Origin of the sequence: Bradyrhizobium sacchari, assembly GCF_002068095.1 — a bacterium.
GTDB classification, from domain to species: domain Bacteria; phylum Pseudomonadota; class Alphaproteobacteria; order Rhizobiales; family Xanthobacteraceae; genus Bradyrhizobium; species Bradyrhizobium sacchari.
This window is the reverse complement of the sequence record NZ_LWIG01000007.1, coordinates 451,717-468,647: the sequence shown is the minus strand read 5'-3', so window position 1 is coordinate 468,647 and position 16,931 is coordinate 451,717. Positions and strand designations below refer to the sequence as shown.

The following is a 16,931-nucleotide window of genomic DNA, read 5'->3' as shown; positions in this document are numbered from 1 at the left end:
CGTGCGGCCGATCAGATGCGGCGCGCGAGCGCCGCGTTGCCGGTGATGCGCTGTGGCGGAGGCGCCGAAGACGTCGCGCCTGAGCTTGGTGTGCCGGAGCCATTGGATCCCTGAGTGTCCTGCGCCTGGTTCGGCGAGGCCCCGCCGGTAGCAGATGCCCCCTCCGGCCGCAATGGCCGGGGTGGCGCGAACAGGAACCCCTGGCCGAACCGCACGTCATAGTCGAGCAGATCGACCACGGCGCGCTCGCCCTCGATCCGCTCGGCGATCAGGTCGATGCCGAAGCGGCCGAGCAGGTCCGAGAGGTCGGACGGATGGATGTCGGAGGTCGAGGCCTGCCTGGGGTCGAGCAGCAGCGTGGCCGGTACCTTGATGAAGCGCACGCCGCGGTCGGCGAGCTCGCGCGGCTCGATCCGCAAGTCCGTGACATGGTCGATCGAGAAGCGGAAGCCGCGCTGGGCGAGCGCGGCAAGGTTCTCGGTTTCGGCCGGACCGAGATTGCGGAAGGTCGACTGCTTGAACTCCAGCACCAGCGACGGCGCCAGCGCCCGGTTGGCTTCGAGGAAGTCGAGGCATTGCGCAAAGGTGGTGGAATTGCCGAGCGTGGAGGCCGCCACGTTGCAGAACACGCCGACATCCTTGTTGCGCACCATCAGGCGCCGCAGCACCTGCACGCAGCGCAGCATCACCATGTTGTCGATGCGCCCGATCAGCCCCGAGGCCTCGGCGATGCTGATGAACTCCTCGGCGGCGATCAGCTGGTCGCGCTCGTCGCGCACCCGCGTCACGGCCTCGTAGAACCGCACCTTGCGCTGCGGCAGCGTCACCATCGGCTGGAGGAAGATGTCGATGCGGTTCTCGTCGATCGCGTTGCGCAGCGTCGCCAGCAATTGGGTCTGGTTGCGTCCGTTGGCGGTTTGAACGGCGCTTTGGGGCTGAACCGGTGCGGCCGGCCGCGCCTGCACCGCGGGAGGCGGAGGCGCGGGGGAAAGCGGCGGTGGCGCGGCCTGTCGCTCCTCGAACGGCGCGATCAGGTCGATCGGCGCTTCCGCCTCCGGTCTCGCCGCCGGCGCTGCCGCAGGCTGAGGCGCGGCACCAGCCAGCAGGTCCTCATGAGCCGACACGGTCGAAGCGAGCTGCCTGACCAGTCCGCCGAGCTCGTTGATCTCGCCGACCACCGACTGGATGCGGTCCGAGTTGGTCGAGTTGGACGAGGCGATGCGCCCCTCCATCGCCGCCAGCCGGCGGCCGAATTCGGCCACCTGGCGGGCGAGGTCGGCGGTGCCGCGGGAAAGATCAGCGATCTGGCCGCCGACGTCGCTGCGGTCGCGCAGCCGCATCGACACCGCATTGTAGAGGATCAGGAAGGTCAGCGCGGTCAGCGCCACGATCGCGGATTCGGTTCCGCTGATGCCGGCGACCGCGTAGAGCACAAGGCCGAGCGAAGCCGCGACCAGAACCATGCAGATGGCGATGAAGATCGTCGAAATGCGAATCATGCCGCGCGTTACGCCTCAAGAGCTGACAGCCTCACCCGGGAAAACACGGGCCGCTGTGCGACCCCGTCACGCCTCATGCTCCCCAAGCCGCATGAGCTTAACATCATTGTTGATTCGAGGGGATAGCGGCCTGTTCGGGCTTCAAGTGAGGCCAGCCCGGCGAAAGCCTTCGAGGTAGCGCTCGCGGTCACCGGCGAGCTTGATCGGCATGAACTCGGCGATCCAGGCGAGCGAGACGTTCGGCTGGGCCCGGCGCAGTTCCTTCAAGGCCGCGGCGGCCATCTCGCGATGTCCGGCCATGCCGGCGGCCGCGGTCAGGACGCGGTGCGCCCCAACGAAGTCACTGCGCTGGCGCAAGGCTTCCTGCGCCAGGCGGATGGCCTCTTCGTCGTCGCCGCCGAGGAACCGCGCATAGGCGGCGATGCCGAAATAGACGGGGGCATAGGGGTCGCGCGGGCTGAGGCGGATCGCCCGCCGCGCCGCCTCGTCGGCATCCCGCCAGCGGCCGCAATAGCCGAGCGCCAGGCCATGATAGCCCTGTGCCAGCGCGAAGTTCGGATTGAGCCGCAGCGCCGTCTCGAACTCGGCCAGCGAGTCCTCGAACCGTCGCGCGAACAGATGGACGTGGCCGAGCGCGTTGTGGGCCCAGGCGTCCTCGTCGTCGGCGCGGATCGCGGCGCGCGCTGCCCGCTCGGCGGCGGGTATCGCGACGGCCATGTCCATCCAGCCCATATGCGCGGTGAACATATAGCTGGTGCCGAGCAGGCCGAGCGCCTTGCCGTAGGCGGGGTCGAGTGCGATGGCCTTCTCGAGCAGGGCCTGGGCGACCACGTGATCCTGCCGCGTCACCCGCCAATAGTGCGAGAGCGCGCGCATGACGAGGTCCCAGGCGTCCATGCTGTCGGGCGGCTTGCGCTGGGCACGAAAATTCTCCGCGGCATAGAGCTGCGGCTCGATCGCGGCGACGATCGCCTCGGTGATCTCGTCCTGGACGGCGAAGACGTCGGCGAGCTCGCGGTCGTAGCGTTCGGCCCAGAGATGGCTGCCGGTGGCGACGTCGTTGAGCTGCGCCGTGATGCGGACGCGCTCGCCATCCTTGCGGACGCTGCCCTCGACGACGTAGCGCACGCCGAGTTCCTCCGCGACTTGCCGCAAATGAACCGTGCGGCCCTTGTAGATGAAGGAGGAGTTGCGCGCGATGACGAAGAACCAGCGCAACTTCGACAGCGCGGTGATGATGTCCTCGCTGATGCCGTCGGAGAAATAATCCTGCCCAGCCTCGCCGCTCATGTTGGTGAAGGGCAGCACCGCGATCGCGGGGCGATCGGGCAGCGGCAGGCCCGCAAGCTGCGGCGCGGGCGGCTTCTCGGTCCCGGCTGGTCCGGCGGCGCCGGCGAGCTCGGTCACTGCGCCGACGAACCGCACCCCCTTGCGCGCGACGGTGCGGATCAGCCGCTGCTCCTCGCCATTGTCGTCGACCGCGCGGCGCGCCGCGTTGATCCGGCTGGTCAGTGTCGATTCCGAGACGACGCGGCCGTTCCAGATCGCATCGAGCAGATTGTCCCGCGTCACGACGCGTTCGCGGTTGCGGACGAGGTAGGTCAGGAGATCGAACACTTGTGGTTCGAGTGCGACGAGCGTGTCCGCGTGCCGCAATTCGCGGCGCTCGGGGTCGAGCAGGAAATCCTCGAACTGAAACGTCACAATTCCCCCTCGGCTCCCGTGCGGAAATCAAGGCGCTCTCAGCGTAAAATAACGCCGCCCTCAAGGCCAGCGAGCCGTATGCGCCCTATCGTCCCGGCGTTTTCAACCGCAGGAGATTGCCATGTCGACTTCCGCCGCCATCAAGCCAGCCGCAGCCCAACCTGATCTTGCCGCCGTCAAGCAGCGCCAGCACGGCGCCTGGTCGTCGGGCGACTATGCCGTCGTCGGCACCACCTTGCAGATCGTCGGCGAGCAGCTCTGCGAGGCACTCGACATACGCGCCGGCAGCAAGGTGCTGGACGTTGCCGCCGGCAACGGCAATGCGACGCTGGCCGCGGCGCGGCGCTGGTGCGACGTCACATCCACCGATTACGTGCCGGCGCTGCTCAAGCGCGGGCGTGAGCGCGCGGCGGCGGAACACCTGATGATCGAATTCCGCGAGGCGGATGCCGAGGCGCTGCCGTTTGCCGACGCCAGCTATGACGTCGTGCTCTCGACCTTCGGCGTGATGTTCACGCCGGATCAGGACAAGGCGGCCTCCGAACTCGCGCGGGTTTGCAGGTCCGGCGGCAAGATCGGCCTCGCCAACTGGACGCCGCAGGGCTTCATCGGCCAGTTGTTCAAGACCATCGGCAAGCATCTGCCGCCGCCGGTCGGCGTGAAGTCGCCGGCATTGTGGGGCACGCGGGCGCGACTGGAAGAGATGTTCGCAAGCCAGGCCTCCGAGATCGCCGCCGAGCCGCGCATGTTCGTGTTCCGTTATCGCTCGCCGGAGCATTGGCTCGAAATCTTCAAGACCTTTTACGGGCCGACGCTGAAGGCGTTTGCCGCGCTCGACGAGACCGGCCGGGCAGCGCTGAAGCGTGATCTGCTGGCGCTGCTCGGTGAGTTCAACCACGCCGATGACGGCACGATCATCGTGCACAGCGAATATCTGGAAGCCGTGATCACCAAAGCATGATGAAGCGGTTTTCCGGAAAGATCATGCCTAGACAACGACCTGAAGCGCGATGATGATTCATCTCAATCTCATCGCGCTTTAGGCGCTGATACCGTCGAGATGCGGTCGGGCCGGTTCCCGGCCTGACCGCGACCGATCAAGATGGCGCACTGGCGCCGACCGTGTCGGCTGAGACGGCCTCGCGGCTGCCGAGCGGCTTGGGGCGACCGGTGGTCGTGTCCCGCAGCGTCTGCCGCTCGATCTCCGAGTTCAACTCGGCGCCGAACATGATGACGATCGCGGACATCCACATCCACATCATCAGGCCGATTGCCGCGCCGAGCGAGCCATAGGTCGCGTTGTAGTTGGCGAAGGACGAGAGATACCAGGACAGCAGCGACGAGCCGGCGATCCAGAGAATGGCGGCCGTCACCGCACCGACGCTCAGCCATTCCCAGCGCGGCGCATCGCGGCTGGGCCCGAAGCGGTAGAGGATGGCGAGCGCCGCCAGCAGAATGAGGAACAGCAGCGGCCATCGCGCCAGCGCCACGATCAGCTTGCTTTCAGGCGCCATGCCGAGATGGTTGAGCGCGAGCGGGAAGGCGACGACGGCGCCCACCATCAACAGCAGCGCCACGATGCCGCCCACCGTGAAGGCCAGCGACACCAGGTTCAGCCGGATGAAGCTGCGCTTCTCGCGTTCCTCATAGGCGACGTTGAGGGCGTCGATGATGGATTTGACGCCGGCATTGGCGCTCCAGATCGCGAGAACGAGGCCGACCAGGAAGGTGACGCCGAGCGTTGCATTGCCGTGCGAGACAACACGTCCGACCTGTTCCTCCACGATCTGGAATGAACCCTCCGGCAGCATGGTCGCTAACGACCGCAGGTTGGCGCTGATCGTGGAGGGATCGGCGAACAGAGCGTAGGAGGACACGAGTGCGGTGACAGCCGGGAAGATTGCGAGCAGCCCGAAGAACACGACGCCGCCTGCTGTGGCGAGTAGGCGATCCTCGTCGATGCGCTGGTAGGTACGCCACAAAATATCTTTCCACCCCGCCCAAGGGATCGCGAACGGGCTCTTCGCATGACGCCCGCGGCCGGGCTGCACCGCTGCGCTCGCGGGGTGGGTTTCCGGTGAATTCGCCTCTTGTTTACGGTGGTCTGGTGGAGGTCCCGGCCGGATCAGGCCGGAGTCCTGGAAGTAGCGCTCTGCCGAGAGCACGAAGACGGCCGTCGCCGCCATCAGGAGCCAGCTGTCGATTGGCTCGGAGCGCCGCATCAGCATGTCACGTCTCCGACCGTTGCCCGTGGCGTCGCCGGCGCGCCGCTGTCACGCCCAGCAGCCCGACCGCTGCGAGCATCAGGCCAAGCTGCACGGGCCGGTTGGTGCGAACCGGCCAGGTCCGGTTGCCATGGCCGCGTTCGCCTGGCGCGAGGGGCGCGAGGGGGATCGTCGTCGCCACCTCCTTAACCGCCTGCTTGACCGTTCCGCGCGGGATCCGGGGCGTTGCGACCGCCACGCGCAGACGGCTTGCGAGCGGCACGATCGGCTTGGGCTTGCGTTTCATCTGCGCGATCGCCACCCCGGCACAGACCGCAGCCAGCACCAGCAGCACTGTGCCGACGGCGCCAAAGCCCCAGAATTGCCCGTAGTGGATCGCGATCCAGCGGTACAGGGCGATCAGCCCGACAAAGAAGGCTGCGACAATGAACAGGCCCGCGACCGCGAACAGCCCGCCGGCCACCGCGTAGGAGGTCACCTTGCCGGTGGCGTGGCTGGTCTGGTCGCGCAGATAGGATCGCGCGGCGCGTTTGACGTGGTTGAGCTTGAGCGCCATGCCGGCGCGCAGCAATTCACCCGATGGCGCGAGCATACGGACACCCTCCGAGAGCGAGACATTCGTCGGGGGATGAACGTGGCGGAATTTGACTTGTTCCGCGCGCAGCGCCGTTGCCGTGACGGATCAGCCGAGATCGGCTGCCGCGATCCAGAACACCTCGCCCTCGGAGTCTTCGGTGTCGAGCCACAGCAGCGGCAGTTCCGGAAAGGCCTCGTCGACCAGCTCGCGGCCGCGGCCGATCTCGCAGATCAGCCCACCATCCAGCGTGAGGTGATCGGGCGCATCGCGCAGGATCTTCCGCACCACGTCGAGACCATCTGCGCCGCCATCGAAAGCGAGTTTCGGCTCGGCCCGGCATTCCGGCGGCAATGCCGCCATGCCTTCGGCGTCGACGTAAGGCGGATTGGAGATGATCAGGTCGTATCGCGCGTCGCCAAGCGGGGCGAACAGATCGCCGCGATGCAGCGTGATTCGCTCATCGAGCCCGTAGTCCGCGACATTGCGCGCGGCGACCTCGATCGCGCCCTTGGAGATATCTACGGCATCGACCGCAGCGTTCGGGAAGTGATGCGCGGCGAGGATCGCGAGGCATCCCGAGCCCGTGCAGAGGTCGAGCACGCGTCCGACGGCGGTGGGATCGTCGATCAGCGCGCCGGCACCTTCTTCGCCCCCGAAATGCGAATCCAGCAGCTCGCCGATGAAGGAGCGCGGAACGATGACACGTTCGTCGACATAGAAGGGCAGGCCGCGCATGTAGACCTTGTTGACCAGATAGGCGGCCGGTTTGCGCGTCGTGACCCGCTGATGGATGAGATCGAGGATGCTCTTGCCTTCCGCTGCCGTGACGCGCGCGTGGGCAAAGCCTTCGAACTGGTCGGGCGTGAGATGCAGCGCCTCAGAGACCAGGAAAACGGCTTCCGCGACCGGGTCGGTCGTGCCATGCGCAAAGGCGAGCTTTGCTTCAACGAAGCGGCTGACCGCATAGCGGACGAAGTCGAGCAGCGTGACAAGCTCGCCAGGACCGACTTTCGCAAGCTTCGGCGCGGCGCGGCCGCGCGCGGTCTTTTTGGATGCTTTTGCCATCAGGATTTGGTCCAGCGTGCGGCGGCCTCGTCGTCACGGGCGTGGGCCTCGACCCAGCCGGTGCCGGTGGCGCTCTCTTCCTTCTTCCAGAACGGGGCGCTGGTCTTGAGGTAGTCCATCAGGAACTCGGCGGCCTGGAATGCGGCTTGGCGGTGCTGCGAGGCGGTCAGCACCAGCACGATGTTCTGGCCGGGCATGAAGCGCCCGACTCGGTGGATCACCGTGATGCCGTTGAGCGGCCAGCGCGAAACGGCCTCGTCGGCATGACGCCTGATCTCTTCCTCGGCCATGCCGGGATAGTGCTCGAGCGTGAGCGCGGCGACCTTGGCGCTGTCGTCGTCGGCGCGGCAGATGCCGGAGAAGCTCACCACCGCGCCGATGTCGGTTCGGCTCCTGGTCAGGACCGCGATCTCGCGCGCGATGTCGAAATCGTCTTCCTGGATGCGGATGGTGACGGGGCAGGTCATGGCTTAGCCGCCGGTCATCGGCGGGAAGAACGCGATCTCGCGGGCGCCCGCGATGGCGGCGTCCGACTTGACATGGGCGTGGTCGATCGCGGCGCGGATCACCTTCGGCTTCTCGAACGCATAGGCATAGGCTTCGCTCCGGCCGGACAGCCAGGCGATCAGCTCCTCCACGGTGCGCACGGTCGCCGGCGGCTCGATGGTCTCCTCGGCCTTGCCGACGCGCTCGCGTACCCAGGCAAAATACTTCACCTTCATACCTCATCCTCCTTGATGAGGTGATGGATGCCGGAGCGGAAATAATCGTAGCCGGTGTACATGGTGAGGATCGCCGAGGCCCACAGCAGCGCCAGTCCGATCATCGTAACGACGGGCACCACCTCGTCGCCGGCGGGACCTGCGAGCAGGAAGCCGATCGCAACCAGCTGGACCGTGGTCTTCCACTTCGCAAGCTTGGTCACGGGCACGCTGACGCGCAGCGCGGCAAGGTATTCGCGCAGGCCCGAGACCAGGATCTCGCGGCACAGGATCACGATGGCGGCCCACAGCGACCAGCCGTGGATGATACCGTCGGCGGCCAGCATCAGGAGGCACGAGGCGACCAGCAGCTTGTCGGCGATCGGGTCGAGCATCCGGCCGAAGGCCGATTGCTGATTCCAGATCCGTGCGTAGTAGCCGTCGAGGTAATCGGTGACTGCTGCTGCGATGAAAATGGCGACCGCGACCCAGCGCAGCCAGAGCGGCTGATCCAGGATCGACTGCGCATAGATGCATCCCACCACGACCGGGATCGCGGCGATCCGGCCATAGGTCAGGATGTTCGGGAGGGACATCGCGCGGCTGGTCGTCCCTCGTGTCGTGGCGATGTTCATCCGTCCTACCAATACCGCTCAAGCCTGAAGGTCAACCGTCCCGCTCACAAATGCGATGCCCGATGCGACGCCCTTATGACCGCGGTCCCCCTTTAGTTCACCCCGGCTGGGGATGGAAATACTCGAAAATCCTGCGGGCGCTTTCGGCGCTCACCCCCGGAACCTTTCCGAGATCGGCGATCGAGGCCCGTTCGATCTCCTTCAGGGTTCCGAAATGGTGCAGCAAGGCGCGTTTGCGTGATGGGCCGATGCCCGGAATCTCCTGCAAACCGGCCTCGCGGATGTCCTTCTTGCGCAGCTTGCGGTGCGAGCCGATGACGAAGCGGTGGGCCTCGTCGCGCAGGCGCTGGATGAAATAAAGCACGGGATCGCGCGGCTCCAGCTTGATCGCCTCGCGCTCGGGCATGAACAGGGTCTCGCGGCCGGCATCCCGGTCCGGCCCCTTGGCGACCGACATCAGCGACACCTGGGTCAGGCCGAGCGTGGCGAAGATCTCGCGCACGGCGTTGAGCTGGCCGCGACCGCCGTCGATGATCACGAGGTCCGGCCATTGCGGGAAGTCGTCGTCCTTGACCTTGGCGCTCTCCTCGGGCGGATTGATCAGGCGCTTGAAGCGGCGCTCCAGCACCTCGCGCATCATGGCGAAGTCGTCGCCCGGCGTAATCCCTTCCGACTTGATGTTGAACTTGCGGTACTGGTTCTTCACAAAGCCGTCGGGGCCGGCGACGATCATGGCGCCGACCGCATTGGTGCCCTGGATGTGGCTGTTATCGTAGACCTCGATCCGCTTGGGCGAATGGGGCAGGTTCAGCGTCGTGGCCATGGCGTCCAGCAGCCGGCTCTGCGTCGCGGTATCGGCGAGCTTGCGGCCGAGCGCCTCGCGCGCATTGGTCAGCGCGTGGGCGACGAGCTCCTTCTTCTCGCCGCGCTTGGGCGCGGTGACCTCGACCTTGTGGCCGGCCTTGATCGAGAGCGCGTTGGCGAGCAGCTCGCTCTCCTCGATCTCGTGCGAGAGCAGGATGACCTTCGGCGGCGGCTTGTCGTCGTAGAACTGGGCGAGGAAGGAGCCCAGCACTTCCTCCGGAGTATAGGTCTTCTCCGCGCGCGGAAAATAGGCGCGGTTGCCCCAGTTCTGTCCGGTGCGGAAGAAGAACACCTCGACGCAGAAGAAGCCGCCCTCCTGATGGACGGCGAACACGTCGGCTTCCTCCACCGTGCGCGGATTGATGCCCTGCTGCGACTGGATCGCCGACAGCGCGGCGAGGCGGTCGCGGTAGAGCGCGGCGCGCTCGAATTCGAGCTCATTGGCCGCCTTCTCCATCTCGCCGGCGAGCTCCTGCTTCACCGCGTGGCTCTTGCCGGAGAGGAAGTCGCTCGCCTCGCGTACCAGCGTTGAATAGCCGCCGAAATCGATCTCGCGGGTGCAGGGACCGGCGCAGCGGCGGATCTGATACAGCAGGCAGGGCCGGCTGCGGCTTTCGAAGAAGGAATCGGTGCAGGAGCGGATCAGGAACGCGCGCTGCAGCGCCGTGATGGTGCGGTTGACCGCGCCTGCGGACGCGAACGGGCCGAAATAGCGCCCGGGCCGCGTCTGCGCGCCGCGATGCTTGAGAATCTGCGGCGCCCAATGGTCGCCGGTGATCAGGATGTAGGGAAACGACTTGTCGTCGCGCAGCTGCACGTTGAAGCGCGGCCGCAGCTGCTTGATGAGATTGGCCTCCAGCAGCAGCGCTTCCGTCTCGGTGTTAGTCGAGACGATCTCCACGGTCACCGTGGCTGCGATCATACGCAGGATGCGCGCCGGCTGCGGCGCGCTCTGGCGCGCGTAGTTGGATAGGCGCTTTTTGACGTTCTTTGCCTTGCCGACATAGAGCACGTCGGCATTGGCGCTGAGCATGCGGTAGACGCCGGGCGAGGTCGGGGCGAGCCGGACCGCGCGCTCGATCGCCTCGTGGCCCGTCGCCAGCGGCCCTTCGCCGACCGCGCCGCTCTCTTCGAGGAGGTCAGGCAGCCGCGCGTCGTCCTCGTCGTCGCCGCCGGTCGTCGCGGGATCGAGGTCGGGCGGTGCGTCGCTCGCGGCAACCCGCGGCAATTTGCGCGCGCGCTCGTCCGGATTGTCGGTGGAATCGTGAACCATGAGACGAATTTAGGCGCTGGGGGTGCCGATTTGAAGTTCCGGCCGTGCCGCACGCACAGGATGGCGGTGCAGTTCCCGGTAACGCTTCCTTAAGTCTGTTAAGCGGGCGGTAACCGGTCTTAAAAGCCCTTTAACTTAAAACTCTCGATAAATCCTACGTGAAAGGTTCTTGGTTCCGCAACCATGCGGTTTTGCCTCGCGCGCGGCGGCGCCAGGCATCGCGGGGTGGCAGTTGCGTTGGAGTTGAGTGATGAAGAGGCTCGTTGTGGGCGCGGCCGCGCTGGTTGCCGGCTGGACAGCTTCGGCAGAGGCCGCCGACATGAATTATGGAGGGCGCGCGCCCTATACCGTCAACCAGCCGCTCAACGCGTATAGCTGGGCCGGTCCCTATCTCGGCGGCAACATCGGCTACGAATGGGGCTCGGTCGACAACAATCCCTCAAAGCCATCCGGTTTCGTCGGCGGCATCCAAGCCGGCTACAATTTCCAGAACGGCCCGTGGGTGTTCGGCGTCGAGGGCGACATCCAGGCTGCCGGCGCCGACGATACCTTCGCGCCGTGGAAGTTCTCCAACCCGTGGTTCGGCACGCTGCGTGGCCGCGCCGGCTATGCCTTCAGCAACGTGCTGTTCTACGGCACCGCCGGCCTCGCCTTCGGCGAGCTGCGCGCGCAGACCTTCGGCTGGACGGAGTCGCACACCACCGCCGGCTGGACCATCGGTGCCGGCGCGGAAGTGGGCCTCGCTCCGAATTGGAGCGCCAAGCTCGAATATCTCTACATCGATCTGTCGACGAGCCAGTTCGCAATTACCGGCGTGTCGAATGGCTATAGCGCCAGCGTTGTGCGCGCGGGCGTGAACTATCACTTCTGATAGCTGAACAAGAAAATACCGGACCATAGCCTCCCGGCCGCTCGCGGCCGGGATTTTTTTGCCTCAAGGCTCGCTAGGAAAGGATGACCAGGTTGACCGCCTTTGGTCCCTTCCCCTTCTTGTCCGGTTCGACTTCGAAAGTAATACGCTGTCCTTCGGCAAGGTCTTTCAGTCCCGCACGCTCTACAGCCGTAATATGAACGAAGACATCGCGACCGCCGTCATCAGGCTTGATGAAGCCGTAGCCGCGCTCGCCGTTGAAGAACTTGACTGTTCCCGTCATGGCCATCGGGAAACTCCCCCTCATTGCTCCTCCGTCGCGACGCAGACACACGACACGACATGACCGGGCCTTACGGAGCCCGGGAGCTGGCCATCCTTGGTCGGGCCTCATCGGCCCGGCGGGATCTTTTTTAGGCCTTCACTCCGCCGCAACCATTCGCGGAAGCGGAACGTAAAGCCAGTCACGGAAACAGCATAATACGGTTCTCCGCGGATTGACTACCGCTACTGCATATTTTTCCCAAGAATGCCGGAGTGTTACGGCCTCGGCACCTCTAATCGGAATCTGGCAGCGCCGCCCTGGCCGAGCGGCATTTCCAGCTCGGGGAGGATGGTCTTAAGCTCGCCGTGCAGCGTGTAGGGCGGATTGACGATCAAAAGCCCGGTGGAGGTGAGGGTGGCGCCGTCGAGTTGCGGTGCGGCGCTGAATTCGAGACGCAGGCATTTGCCCGGTGGTTTTGCTGCGGCCGCGAGCCGCGCCACGAGCTGTGCCAGCGTGTCGGTGGCGCGGCGGTTCTTGGCCGGATACCAGATTACATAGATACCGGTCGGCCATTTCGCGAAGGCTGCCGAGAAGACTTCGCCCAGCCGTTCGAACTCGTCCTTGGCCTCGAAGGGCGGATCGATCAGCACGAGACCGCGACGCTCTTTCGGTGGAACAAAAGCCGGCAGCGCCACCCAGCCGTCGAGATCGACCACGCGGGCTTGCTCGTCGCGGCGCAGCACGTCGATCAGCGCTTTGCGCGCCTTCGGCTCGAGCTCGCAGGCGACGAGACGGTCCTGCGGCCGCAGCAGGCCGCGCGCGATGAGCGGCGAGCCCGGATAGGCCTTGAGTTCGCCCTTCGGATTGAAGGCGCGGACGATGTCGAGATAGGGCCTGGTCAGCGCGACGGTCTCGTTCGACAGCCGCGCCTGCATCAGCCGTGCGATGCCGGTCAGCCATTCGCCGCCGCGCCGCGCCTCGTCGCTTTCGAGATCGTAGAGGCCGGCGCCGGCATGGGTGTCGATGACGCGGAACGCGGCCGGCTTGTCCTGCAGATAGGTGATGATGCGCGCCAGCACGATGTGCTTGATGACATCGGCGAAGTTGCCGGCATGGAAGGCGTGGCGGTAGTTCATGACGGAGAGTTACGACATCGCGCGATGAAAGTAACGCCTGTCATTCCCGGGCAGTGCAAAGCACCGAACCGGGAATCCATCTGTCAGCCTTGTTTGTGGCGAGACTGATTCTCAGATGCGCAATTGCGCATCATGGTGCGCGCTTGCGCGCGCCCCGGATTGACGAACTCTACCCACCCCTGATCGGCGGCATCGTCACTTGGTCGCGGCGGCAGGCGCGGCGGTCGATCTCCTCGCAGGCGCGGAATTGCAGGTCCTTGCTGAGGCAGATGCGGACCTCGGACAGCCGCGTCCGGTTGCAGGTGACCGAGACGGCGGCGCTGCTGAGGCCCGGATTGGCCTTGATGAAGGCCTCCTCGACGTCGCCGGGCGCGACGGTCTTTGCCTGCGACAAATCGAGATACTCGGCCGGGATCTTGATCGCGGCACGCGCCTTGCGGATCGTCTCGAAATAGCTGCGGTCGGCAAGACCCGAGCAGGTGCCGTGCTTGTCCCACTCGTTGAAGATCAGGCCCGGCGCCGGCATCAGGTCGAGCATGGAGGAAACGATGCTGCGGTTCAGCCGCGGCGCCGGCCGCTGGCAATATTCCGGAAAGCCGTTCTCATATTGCGGCCACAGCCCATGTACCACGAAGGCGTAGGGCCGGCCGCTGCACTGCGTCTGGGAGCGGCCGCCGCGCTCGGCGGCTTCTTCGCAGAACGAGGGCGACCATGACAGCGACAGCACATAGAAATCGAATTCGCCGGGCGCGTTCTGCCGCTTGTCCTGCGCCCTTGCGCCGCCGGCGAGCGTTGCCAGCCCGGCGGCAAGCGTCAGCGAGATCATCAGGCGGGAGAACGAATGCAATCTGGAATGAAACATGGCGACGCCCCTCAACTAGACTGTGCAGCCGAGCCTAGCAGGCGATGAGAACATTTCAAGAACAAAATTAAGGCTGCGGCCGTTCGGCCGCTTGATCAGTCCGAATCAGGCCCCGTTGAATCAGGGCCTCGCGGCACGGCAGGCCGGATTGTAAGCCCAATTGCGGTCGAGCCCGACCACGCACCATTCGACACCGTTGCCGTAGCCGGCAAAGCCGCCATCCTCGATGATCGAGAAGTGCACCTTGCGCACCTTGCCGTCGGTGAGCATGGCATCGCCGGTGCAATAGCGGCGCGGGATGTTGTCGGACTGCCAGGGCCGGAACGCGACCTCGTGAACGGCCGAGAAGCCGGTGATCTTCAACGAGGAATTCCAGAACGAGCTTTCCTTTTCCCAGAACTGGGTGGCGATCGTCGGCAGGGCCTTGTCGCAATCGGCGACGGCGCCGTCATAACGCGGCCCGCTCAGCCAGAAATTCAGCTCCAGCGGATTGGCGGCACGGGCCTCGCCGAGCGACAGCGCCCCGAACATGAGGCCGAGGACGGCGGCGAAACGGAGCGATTTCAGGCAGGGGGCGCGCATGGGCAATCCGGACAGCTGGGTCTTGCGAAGCTCGGACGGTGCCGCGAAGGCCGGAAGAGGTCAAGTGCAGCGCGGCAACACTTCTCCACGAGTTGACCGGAACGTCGCACCCGGCAGGCTTCAGTTCTTTTCACTTCCCTCCCGGCGCCGTAAACTGGCGCCAGCCAATTGGAGTGACGGGAATGCGAATCATTGCGGCCGCGGGCCTTCTTGCCCTGGGTATGATGGCGAGCCAGCCGGCGCGCGCCGATCTCCTTCCGGTGCCTCCGTTCAAGGGCAACGACACCGGCGGTATCATCGCCTATTCGATGGCTAACCAGGTCGATGCCCGTCAGGTCGCGGTCGATCATTGCGCACGCTACGGCAAGGTCGTCAAATTCCTCGGCGTGCAGGCCTATGAGGGCGGCTACATCTCGTTCTCCTGCCGCTGGGTGCCCTATGGCGCCGCTGATCAGCCGATCCGCACGCTCTACTGAGGCGTTGTCGTAGCGCCGCATCTCTTTGCCGGGAGCTTCCCACATGACGCGCAAACTCGCTTTGCTCGGCTCGGCCCTTTGCGTTTTGGCGTCGGCAGGCGTCGCCTCCGCCGACGATCTGCCCGTGCGTAGGGCCGGCCTCTGGGAAATGAAGCTGGTCACCAGCGGCTCGCCAGTGCCCGAGATGACCATGCAGCACTGCACCGACGAGACGGTCGACAAGGAGATGAGCAACAACGTCTCCCCGATGGCCAAGCAGATCTGCACCAAGCAGGACGTCAAGAAGACAGCGAGCGGCTATGTCAGCGACTCCGAGTGCAGCGTCGCAGGCGTCAGCACGAGCTCGCATGCCGAGATCACGGGCGACTTCAACTCGGCCTACACGGTGAAGAGCTCTTCGCATGCGCAAGGCGGCGTCGCCGGCGCTGCAGGGCGCGATACCACCATGACGCTGCAAGCGAAGTGGCTGGGGGCCTGCAAGGCGGACCAGAAGCCCGGCGACATCGTCATGCCTGGCGGCTTCAAGATGAACGTGCGCGACATGGACAAGCTGAAGGCGCTGCTGCCGAAATAGGTGCGCTCGCCGCGCAACCAGTGCGCTCCCTCGCCCCGTTCTTACGGGGGAGAGCGTTGGGGTGAGGGGCCTCTCTCCTCGAACGAGATTTTTGTGAGACCTGTACCCCCTCACCCGGATCGCAAGAGCGATCCGACCTCTCCCCGCAAGCGGGGAGAGGTGAAGCTCACACCTACACCGGGATCCTCACACTCGCCCTCAATCCGCCCATCGGGCTGTCGCCGAGCGTGATGTCGCCGCCATGCGAGCGGGCGATGTCGCGGGCAATCGCAAGGCCGAGGCCGGTGCCGCCTTCGTCCTGGTTGCGGGCGTTGTCCAGCCGCAGGAACGGCTTGAACACTTCTTCGCGCAAGTGGGCGGGAATGCCGGGGCCGTCGTCGTCGACCGTTACGGTCAAATAACGGTGATCGCGCTGGCCGGTGATGGCGATGCTCTTGCCGTAGCGCGCCGCGTTGGTGACGAGGTTGGCGAGGCAGCGCTTGAACGAGGCCGCTTTCACCGTCACCACGGGCAGGCCGTTGAACGCCACGGTCGCGGTGTGGCCGTGGCGCTCGGCATCGCTGCGCAGCTCCTCGAGCGCCTGTGCCATGTCGGTCGGCTGCGACTGCTCGCCGGAATCGCCGCGGGCAAACGCAAGGTAATCCTCCAGCATCATCGACATCTCGTCGACGTCCTTGCGCATGCCCTCGAGCTCGGGGCTGTCGCCGATCAGCGCCAGCTCGAGCTTGAAGCGGGTGAGGATGGTGCGCAGATCGTGGCTGACGCCGGCGAGCATCGCGGTGCGTTGCTCCATCGTGCGCTCGATGCGCGATTTCATCTCGAGGAAGGCGACCGCCGCGCGCCGCACCTCGCGCGCGCCGCGCGGGCGGAAGTTCGGCGCCTCGCGGCCCTTGCCGAAACTTTCCGCGGCATCCGCAAGCCGCAGGATCGGCTTGATCTGGTTGCGCAGGAACAGCACTGCGACGATCAACAGGATCGAGGACGTGCCGACCATCCAGAACAGGAAGATCTCCGAGTTCGAGGCATAGGCGGCACTGCGCTGCGCGAACACGCGCATCACGGCATCGTCGAGCTGGATGCGGATCTCGACGAGGTTGGAGCGGCCGACCGTGTCGATCCAGAACGAGCGCCCGATCTGGCGGCCGAGCTGCACCGATAGCGTCTGGTCGAGCAGCGAGAAGAACGGCTTCGGTCCCGGCGGCGGCATGTCGCCGGCGGGCAGGAAGTCGACGACGAGGCCGAGGCGCTGCTGCGCAATGCGGCGGATCTGGTCGCGGTCCTTGTCTTGCGGATAGCCCTTGTAGATGTCGATCAGCGCGGCGATGTCCTGGACCACCGCGGCCGACAGGCGGCGTGTCACCGTGTTCCAGTGCCGCTCCATGAACACGAAGGCGACGACCGATTGCAGGATCACCATCGGCACGATCATGATGAGGAGCGCGCGGGCATAGAGGCCGGTCGGCATCCAGCCCTTGAACGCATTGCCCATCCAGCCATTGGCGGCCGAAACGCGGCCGGCCGCGCTCTTCAGAAGCGTCAGGCCGGTATCGATCGTGCTCATCTAGCGCGCTTCACTTGATCTATGGCGAGGCCACCAGCCGGTAGCCGATGCCGCGCACCGC

Annotated in this window: 18 protein-coding genes; 4 read left to right on the top strand and 14 right to left on the bottom strand. The window is 65.6% G+C overall.

The genetic code is table 11. From position 1 onward, the window contains the following. Nucleotides 1-11: 11 nt before the first annotated feature. Nucleotides 12-1,499, bottom strand: coding sequence for an EAL domain-containing protein (locus A5906_RS08655; RefSeq protein WP_080134782.1), 1,488 nt, complete (start codon nucleotides 1,497-1,499; stop codon nucleotides 12-14). Nucleotides 1,500-1,640: 141 nt separating this feature from the next. Continuing rightward, the gene (locus A5906_RS08650) at nucleotides 1,641-3,203 is read right to left on the bottom strand and encodes a winged helix-turn-helix domain-containing tetratricopeptide repeat protein (RefSeq protein ID WP_080134781.1); all 1,563 of its coding nucleotides are present in this window, start codon (nucleotides 3,201-3,203) and stop codon (nucleotides 1,641-1,643) included. A 121-nt stretch (nucleotides 3,204-3,324) separates the two neighbouring features. Between A5906_RS08650 and A5906_RS08645 the strand changes: the two genes are divergently transcribed. Next, complete coding sequence (locus tag A5906_RS08645) at nucleotides 3,325-4,164, top strand: class I SAM-dependent methyltransferase (RefSeq protein WP_080134780.1); 840 nt, start codon at nucleotides 3,325-3,327, stop codon at nucleotides 4,162-4,164. Nucleotides 4,165-4,300: 136 nt separating this feature from the next. Here the strand turns inward: A5906_RS08645 and A5906_RS08640 are convergent, their stop codons facing one another. From A5906_RS08640 to uvrC, 7 genes are all read right to left on the bottom strand, one after another. Beyond that, complete coding sequence (locus A5906_RS08640; protein ID WP_080134779.1) at nucleotides 4,301-5,431, bottom strand: YihY/virulence factor BrkB family protein; 1,131 nt, start codon at nucleotides 5,429-5,431, stop codon at nucleotides 4,301-4,303. Between the two features lies 1 nt (nucleotide 5,432). After that, nucleotides 5,433-6,020 carry a phage holin family protein gene (locus A5906_RS08635; RefSeq protein ID WP_080134778.1) on the bottom strand — a complete coding sequence of 196 codons (588 nt, stop codon included), beginning with the start codon at nucleotides 6,018-6,020 and terminating at the stop codon, nucleotides 5,433-5,435. Nucleotides 6,021-6,110: 90 nt separating this feature from the next. Continuing rightward, entirely contained in the window at nucleotides 6,111-7,070 is a 960-nt protein-coding gene (gene prmB / locus A5906_RS08630) for a 50S ribosomal protein L3 N(5)-glutamine methyltransferase (protein WP_080134777.1), read from the bottom strand. Next, nucleotides 7,070-7,537: a molybdenum cofactor biosynthesis protein MoaE gene (locus tag A5906_RS08625; protein ID WP_080134776.1), complete on the bottom strand. Its 468-nt coding sequence runs from the start codon at nucleotides 7,535-7,537 to the stop codon at nucleotides 7,070-7,072. The genes prmB and A5906_RS08625 overlap by 1 nt, the downstream gene beginning before the upstream one ends. Nucleotides 7,538-7,540: 3 nt before the next feature. Further along, complete coding sequence (moaD, locus tag A5906_RS08620) at nucleotides 7,541-7,792, bottom strand: molybdopterin converting factor subunit 1 (RefSeq protein ID WP_011090205.1); 252 nt, start codon at nucleotides 7,790-7,792, stop codon at nucleotides 7,541-7,543. Next, complete coding sequence (pgsA, locus tag A5906_RS08615; protein ID WP_080134775.1) at nucleotides 7,789-8,406, bottom strand: CDP-diacylglycerol--glycerol-3-phosphate 3-phosphatidyltransferase; 618 nt, start codon at nucleotides 8,404-8,406, stop codon at nucleotides 7,789-7,791. Before pgsA ends, moaD begins: the two co-directional genes overlap by 4 nt. Nucleotides 8,407-8,503: 97 nt before the next feature. Continuing rightward, entirely contained in the window at nucleotides 8,504-10,543 is a 2,040-nt protein-coding gene (uvrC, locus tag A5906_RS08610) for an excinuclease ABC subunit UvrC (protein ID WP_080134774.1), read from the bottom strand. A 250-nt stretch (nucleotides 10,544-10,793) separates the two neighbouring features. Between uvrC and A5906_RS08605 the strand changes: the two genes are divergently transcribed. Further along, complete coding sequence (locus tag A5906_RS08605) at nucleotides 10,794-11,414, top strand: outer membrane protein (protein ID WP_080134773.1); 621 nt, start codon at nucleotides 10,794-10,796, stop codon at nucleotides 11,412-11,414. A gap of 73 nt (nucleotides 11,415-11,487) precedes the next feature. On the opposite strand, the gene A5906_RS08600 is transcribed toward A5906_RS08605, so the two are convergent. From A5906_RS08600 to A5906_RS08585, 4 genes are all read right to left on the bottom strand, one after another. Beyond that, nucleotides 11,488-11,703 carry a cold-shock protein gene (locus tag A5906_RS08600; protein ID WP_008544396.1) on the bottom strand — a complete coding sequence of 72 codons (216 nt, stop codon included), beginning with the start codon at nucleotides 11,701-11,703 and terminating at the stop codon, nucleotides 11,488-11,490. Between the two features lie 251 nt (nucleotides 11,704-11,954). Beyond that, entirely contained in the window at nucleotides 11,955-12,815 is an 861-nt protein-coding gene (locus A5906_RS08595; RefSeq protein WP_080134772.1) for a 23S rRNA (adenine(2030)-N(6))-methyltransferase RlmJ, read from the bottom strand. A 169-nt stretch (nucleotides 12,816-12,984) separates the two neighbouring features. Beyond that, nucleotides 12,985-13,677: a ribonuclease T2 family protein gene (locus A5906_RS08590; RefSeq protein WP_080135235.1), complete on the bottom strand. Its 693-nt coding sequence runs from the start codon at nucleotides 13,675-13,677 to the stop codon at nucleotides 12,985-12,987. 120 nt (nucleotides 13,678-13,797) lie between these two features. Further along, nucleotides 13,798-14,208 carry a hypothetical protein gene (locus tag A5906_RS08585; RefSeq protein WP_430642367.1) on the bottom strand — a complete coding sequence of 137 codons (411 nt, stop codon included), beginning with the start codon at nucleotides 14,206-14,208 and terminating at the stop codon, nucleotides 13,798-13,800. Between the two features lie 233 nt (nucleotides 14,209-14,441). Between A5906_RS08585 and A5906_RS08580 the strand changes: the two genes are divergently transcribed. Beyond that, nucleotides 14,442-14,735 carry a hypothetical protein gene (locus A5906_RS08580; protein ID WP_080134770.1) on the top strand — a complete coding sequence of 98 codons (294 nt, stop codon included), beginning with the start codon at nucleotides 14,442-14,444 and terminating at the stop codon, nucleotides 14,733-14,735. Nucleotides 14,736-14,778: 43 nt separating this feature from the next. Then, the gene (locus A5906_RS08575; protein WP_080134769.1) at nucleotides 14,779-15,309 is read left to right on the top strand and encodes a DUF3617 domain-containing protein; all 531 of its coding nucleotides are present in this window, start codon (nucleotides 14,779-14,781) and stop codon (nucleotides 15,307-15,309) included. Nucleotides 15,310-15,481: 172 nt separating this feature from the next. Here the strand turns inward: A5906_RS08575 and A5906_RS08570 are convergent, their stop codons facing one another. Beyond that, complete coding sequence (locus tag A5906_RS08570; protein ID WP_080134768.1) at nucleotides 15,482-16,870, bottom strand: ATP-binding protein; 1,389 nt, start codon at nucleotides 16,868-16,870, stop codon at nucleotides 15,482-15,484. Nucleotides 16,871-16,931: the final 61 nt, after the last annotated feature.

What these genes read in the sequence shown, in the direction of transcription:
- A5906_RS08655 (WP_080134782.1), bottom strand. Translation starts at nt 1,499, where the DNA reads ATGATTCGCATTTCGACGATCTTCATCGCCATCTGCATGGTTCTGGTC.
- A5906_RS08645 (WP_080134780.1), top strand. Translation starts at nt 3,325, where the DNA reads ATGTCGACTTCCGCCGCCATCAAGCCAGCCGCAGCCCAACCTGATCTT.
- A5906_RS08640 (WP_080134779.1), bottom strand. Translation starts at nt 5,431, where the DNA reads ATGCTGATGCGGCGCTCCGAGCCAATCGACAGCTGGCTCCTGATGGCG.
- A5906_RS08635 (WP_080134778.1), bottom strand. Translation starts at nt 6,020, where the DNA reads ATGCTCGCGCCATCGGGTGAATTGCTGCGCGCCGGCATGGCGCTCAAG.
- prmB (WP_080134777.1), bottom strand. Translation starts at nt 7,070, where the DNA reads ATGGCAAAAGCATCCAAAAAGACCGCGCGCGGCCGCGCCGCGCCGAAG.
- A5906_RS08625 (WP_080134776.1), bottom strand. Translation starts at nt 7,537, where the DNA reads ATGACCTGCCCCGTCACCATCCGCATCCAGGAAGACGATTTCGACATC.
- moaD (WP_011090205.1), bottom strand. Translation starts at nt 7,792, where the DNA reads ATGAAGGTGAAGTATTTTGCCTGGGTACGCGAGCGCGTCGGCAAGGCC.
- pgsA (WP_080134775.1), bottom strand. Translation starts at nt 8,406, where the DNA reads ATGAACATCGCCACGACACGAGGGACGACCAGCCGCGCGATGTCCCTC.
- uvrC (WP_080134774.1), bottom strand. Translation starts at nt 10,543, where the DNA reads ATGGTTCACGATTCCACCGACAATCCGGACGAGCGCGCGCGCAAATTG.
- A5906_RS08605 (WP_080134773.1), top strand. Translation starts at nt 10,794, where the DNA reads ATGAAGAGGCTCGTTGTGGGCGCGGCCGCGCTGGTTGCCGGCTGGACA.
- A5906_RS08600 (WP_008544396.1), bottom strand. Translation starts at nt 11,703, where the DNA reads ATGGCCATGACGGGAACAGTCAAGTTCTTCAACGGCGAGCGCGGCTAC.
- A5906_RS08595 (WP_080134772.1), bottom strand. Translation starts at nt 12,815, where the DNA reads ATGAACTACCGCCACGCCTTCCATGCCGGCAACTTCGCCGATGTCATC.
- A5906_RS08590 (WP_080135235.1), bottom strand. Translation starts at nt 13,677, where the DNA reads ATGTTTCATTCCAGATTGCATTCGTTCTCCCGCCTGATGATCTCGCTG.
- A5906_RS08585 (WP_430642367.1), bottom strand. Translation starts at nt 14,208, where the DNA reads ATGTTCGGGGCGCTGTCGCTCGGCGAGGCCCGTGCCGCCAATCCGCTG.
- A5906_RS08580 (WP_080134770.1), top strand. Translation starts at nt 14,442, where the DNA reads ATGCGAATCATTGCGGCCGCGGGCCTTCTTGCCCTGGGTATGATGGCG.
- A5906_RS08575 (WP_080134769.1), top strand. Translation starts at nt 14,779, where the DNA reads ATGACGCGCAAACTCGCTTTGCTCGGCTCGGCCCTTTGCGTTTTGGCG.
- A5906_RS08570 (WP_080134768.1), bottom strand. Translation starts at nt 16,870, where the DNA reads ATGAGCACGATCGATACCGGCCTGACGCTTCTGAAGAGCGCGGCCGGC.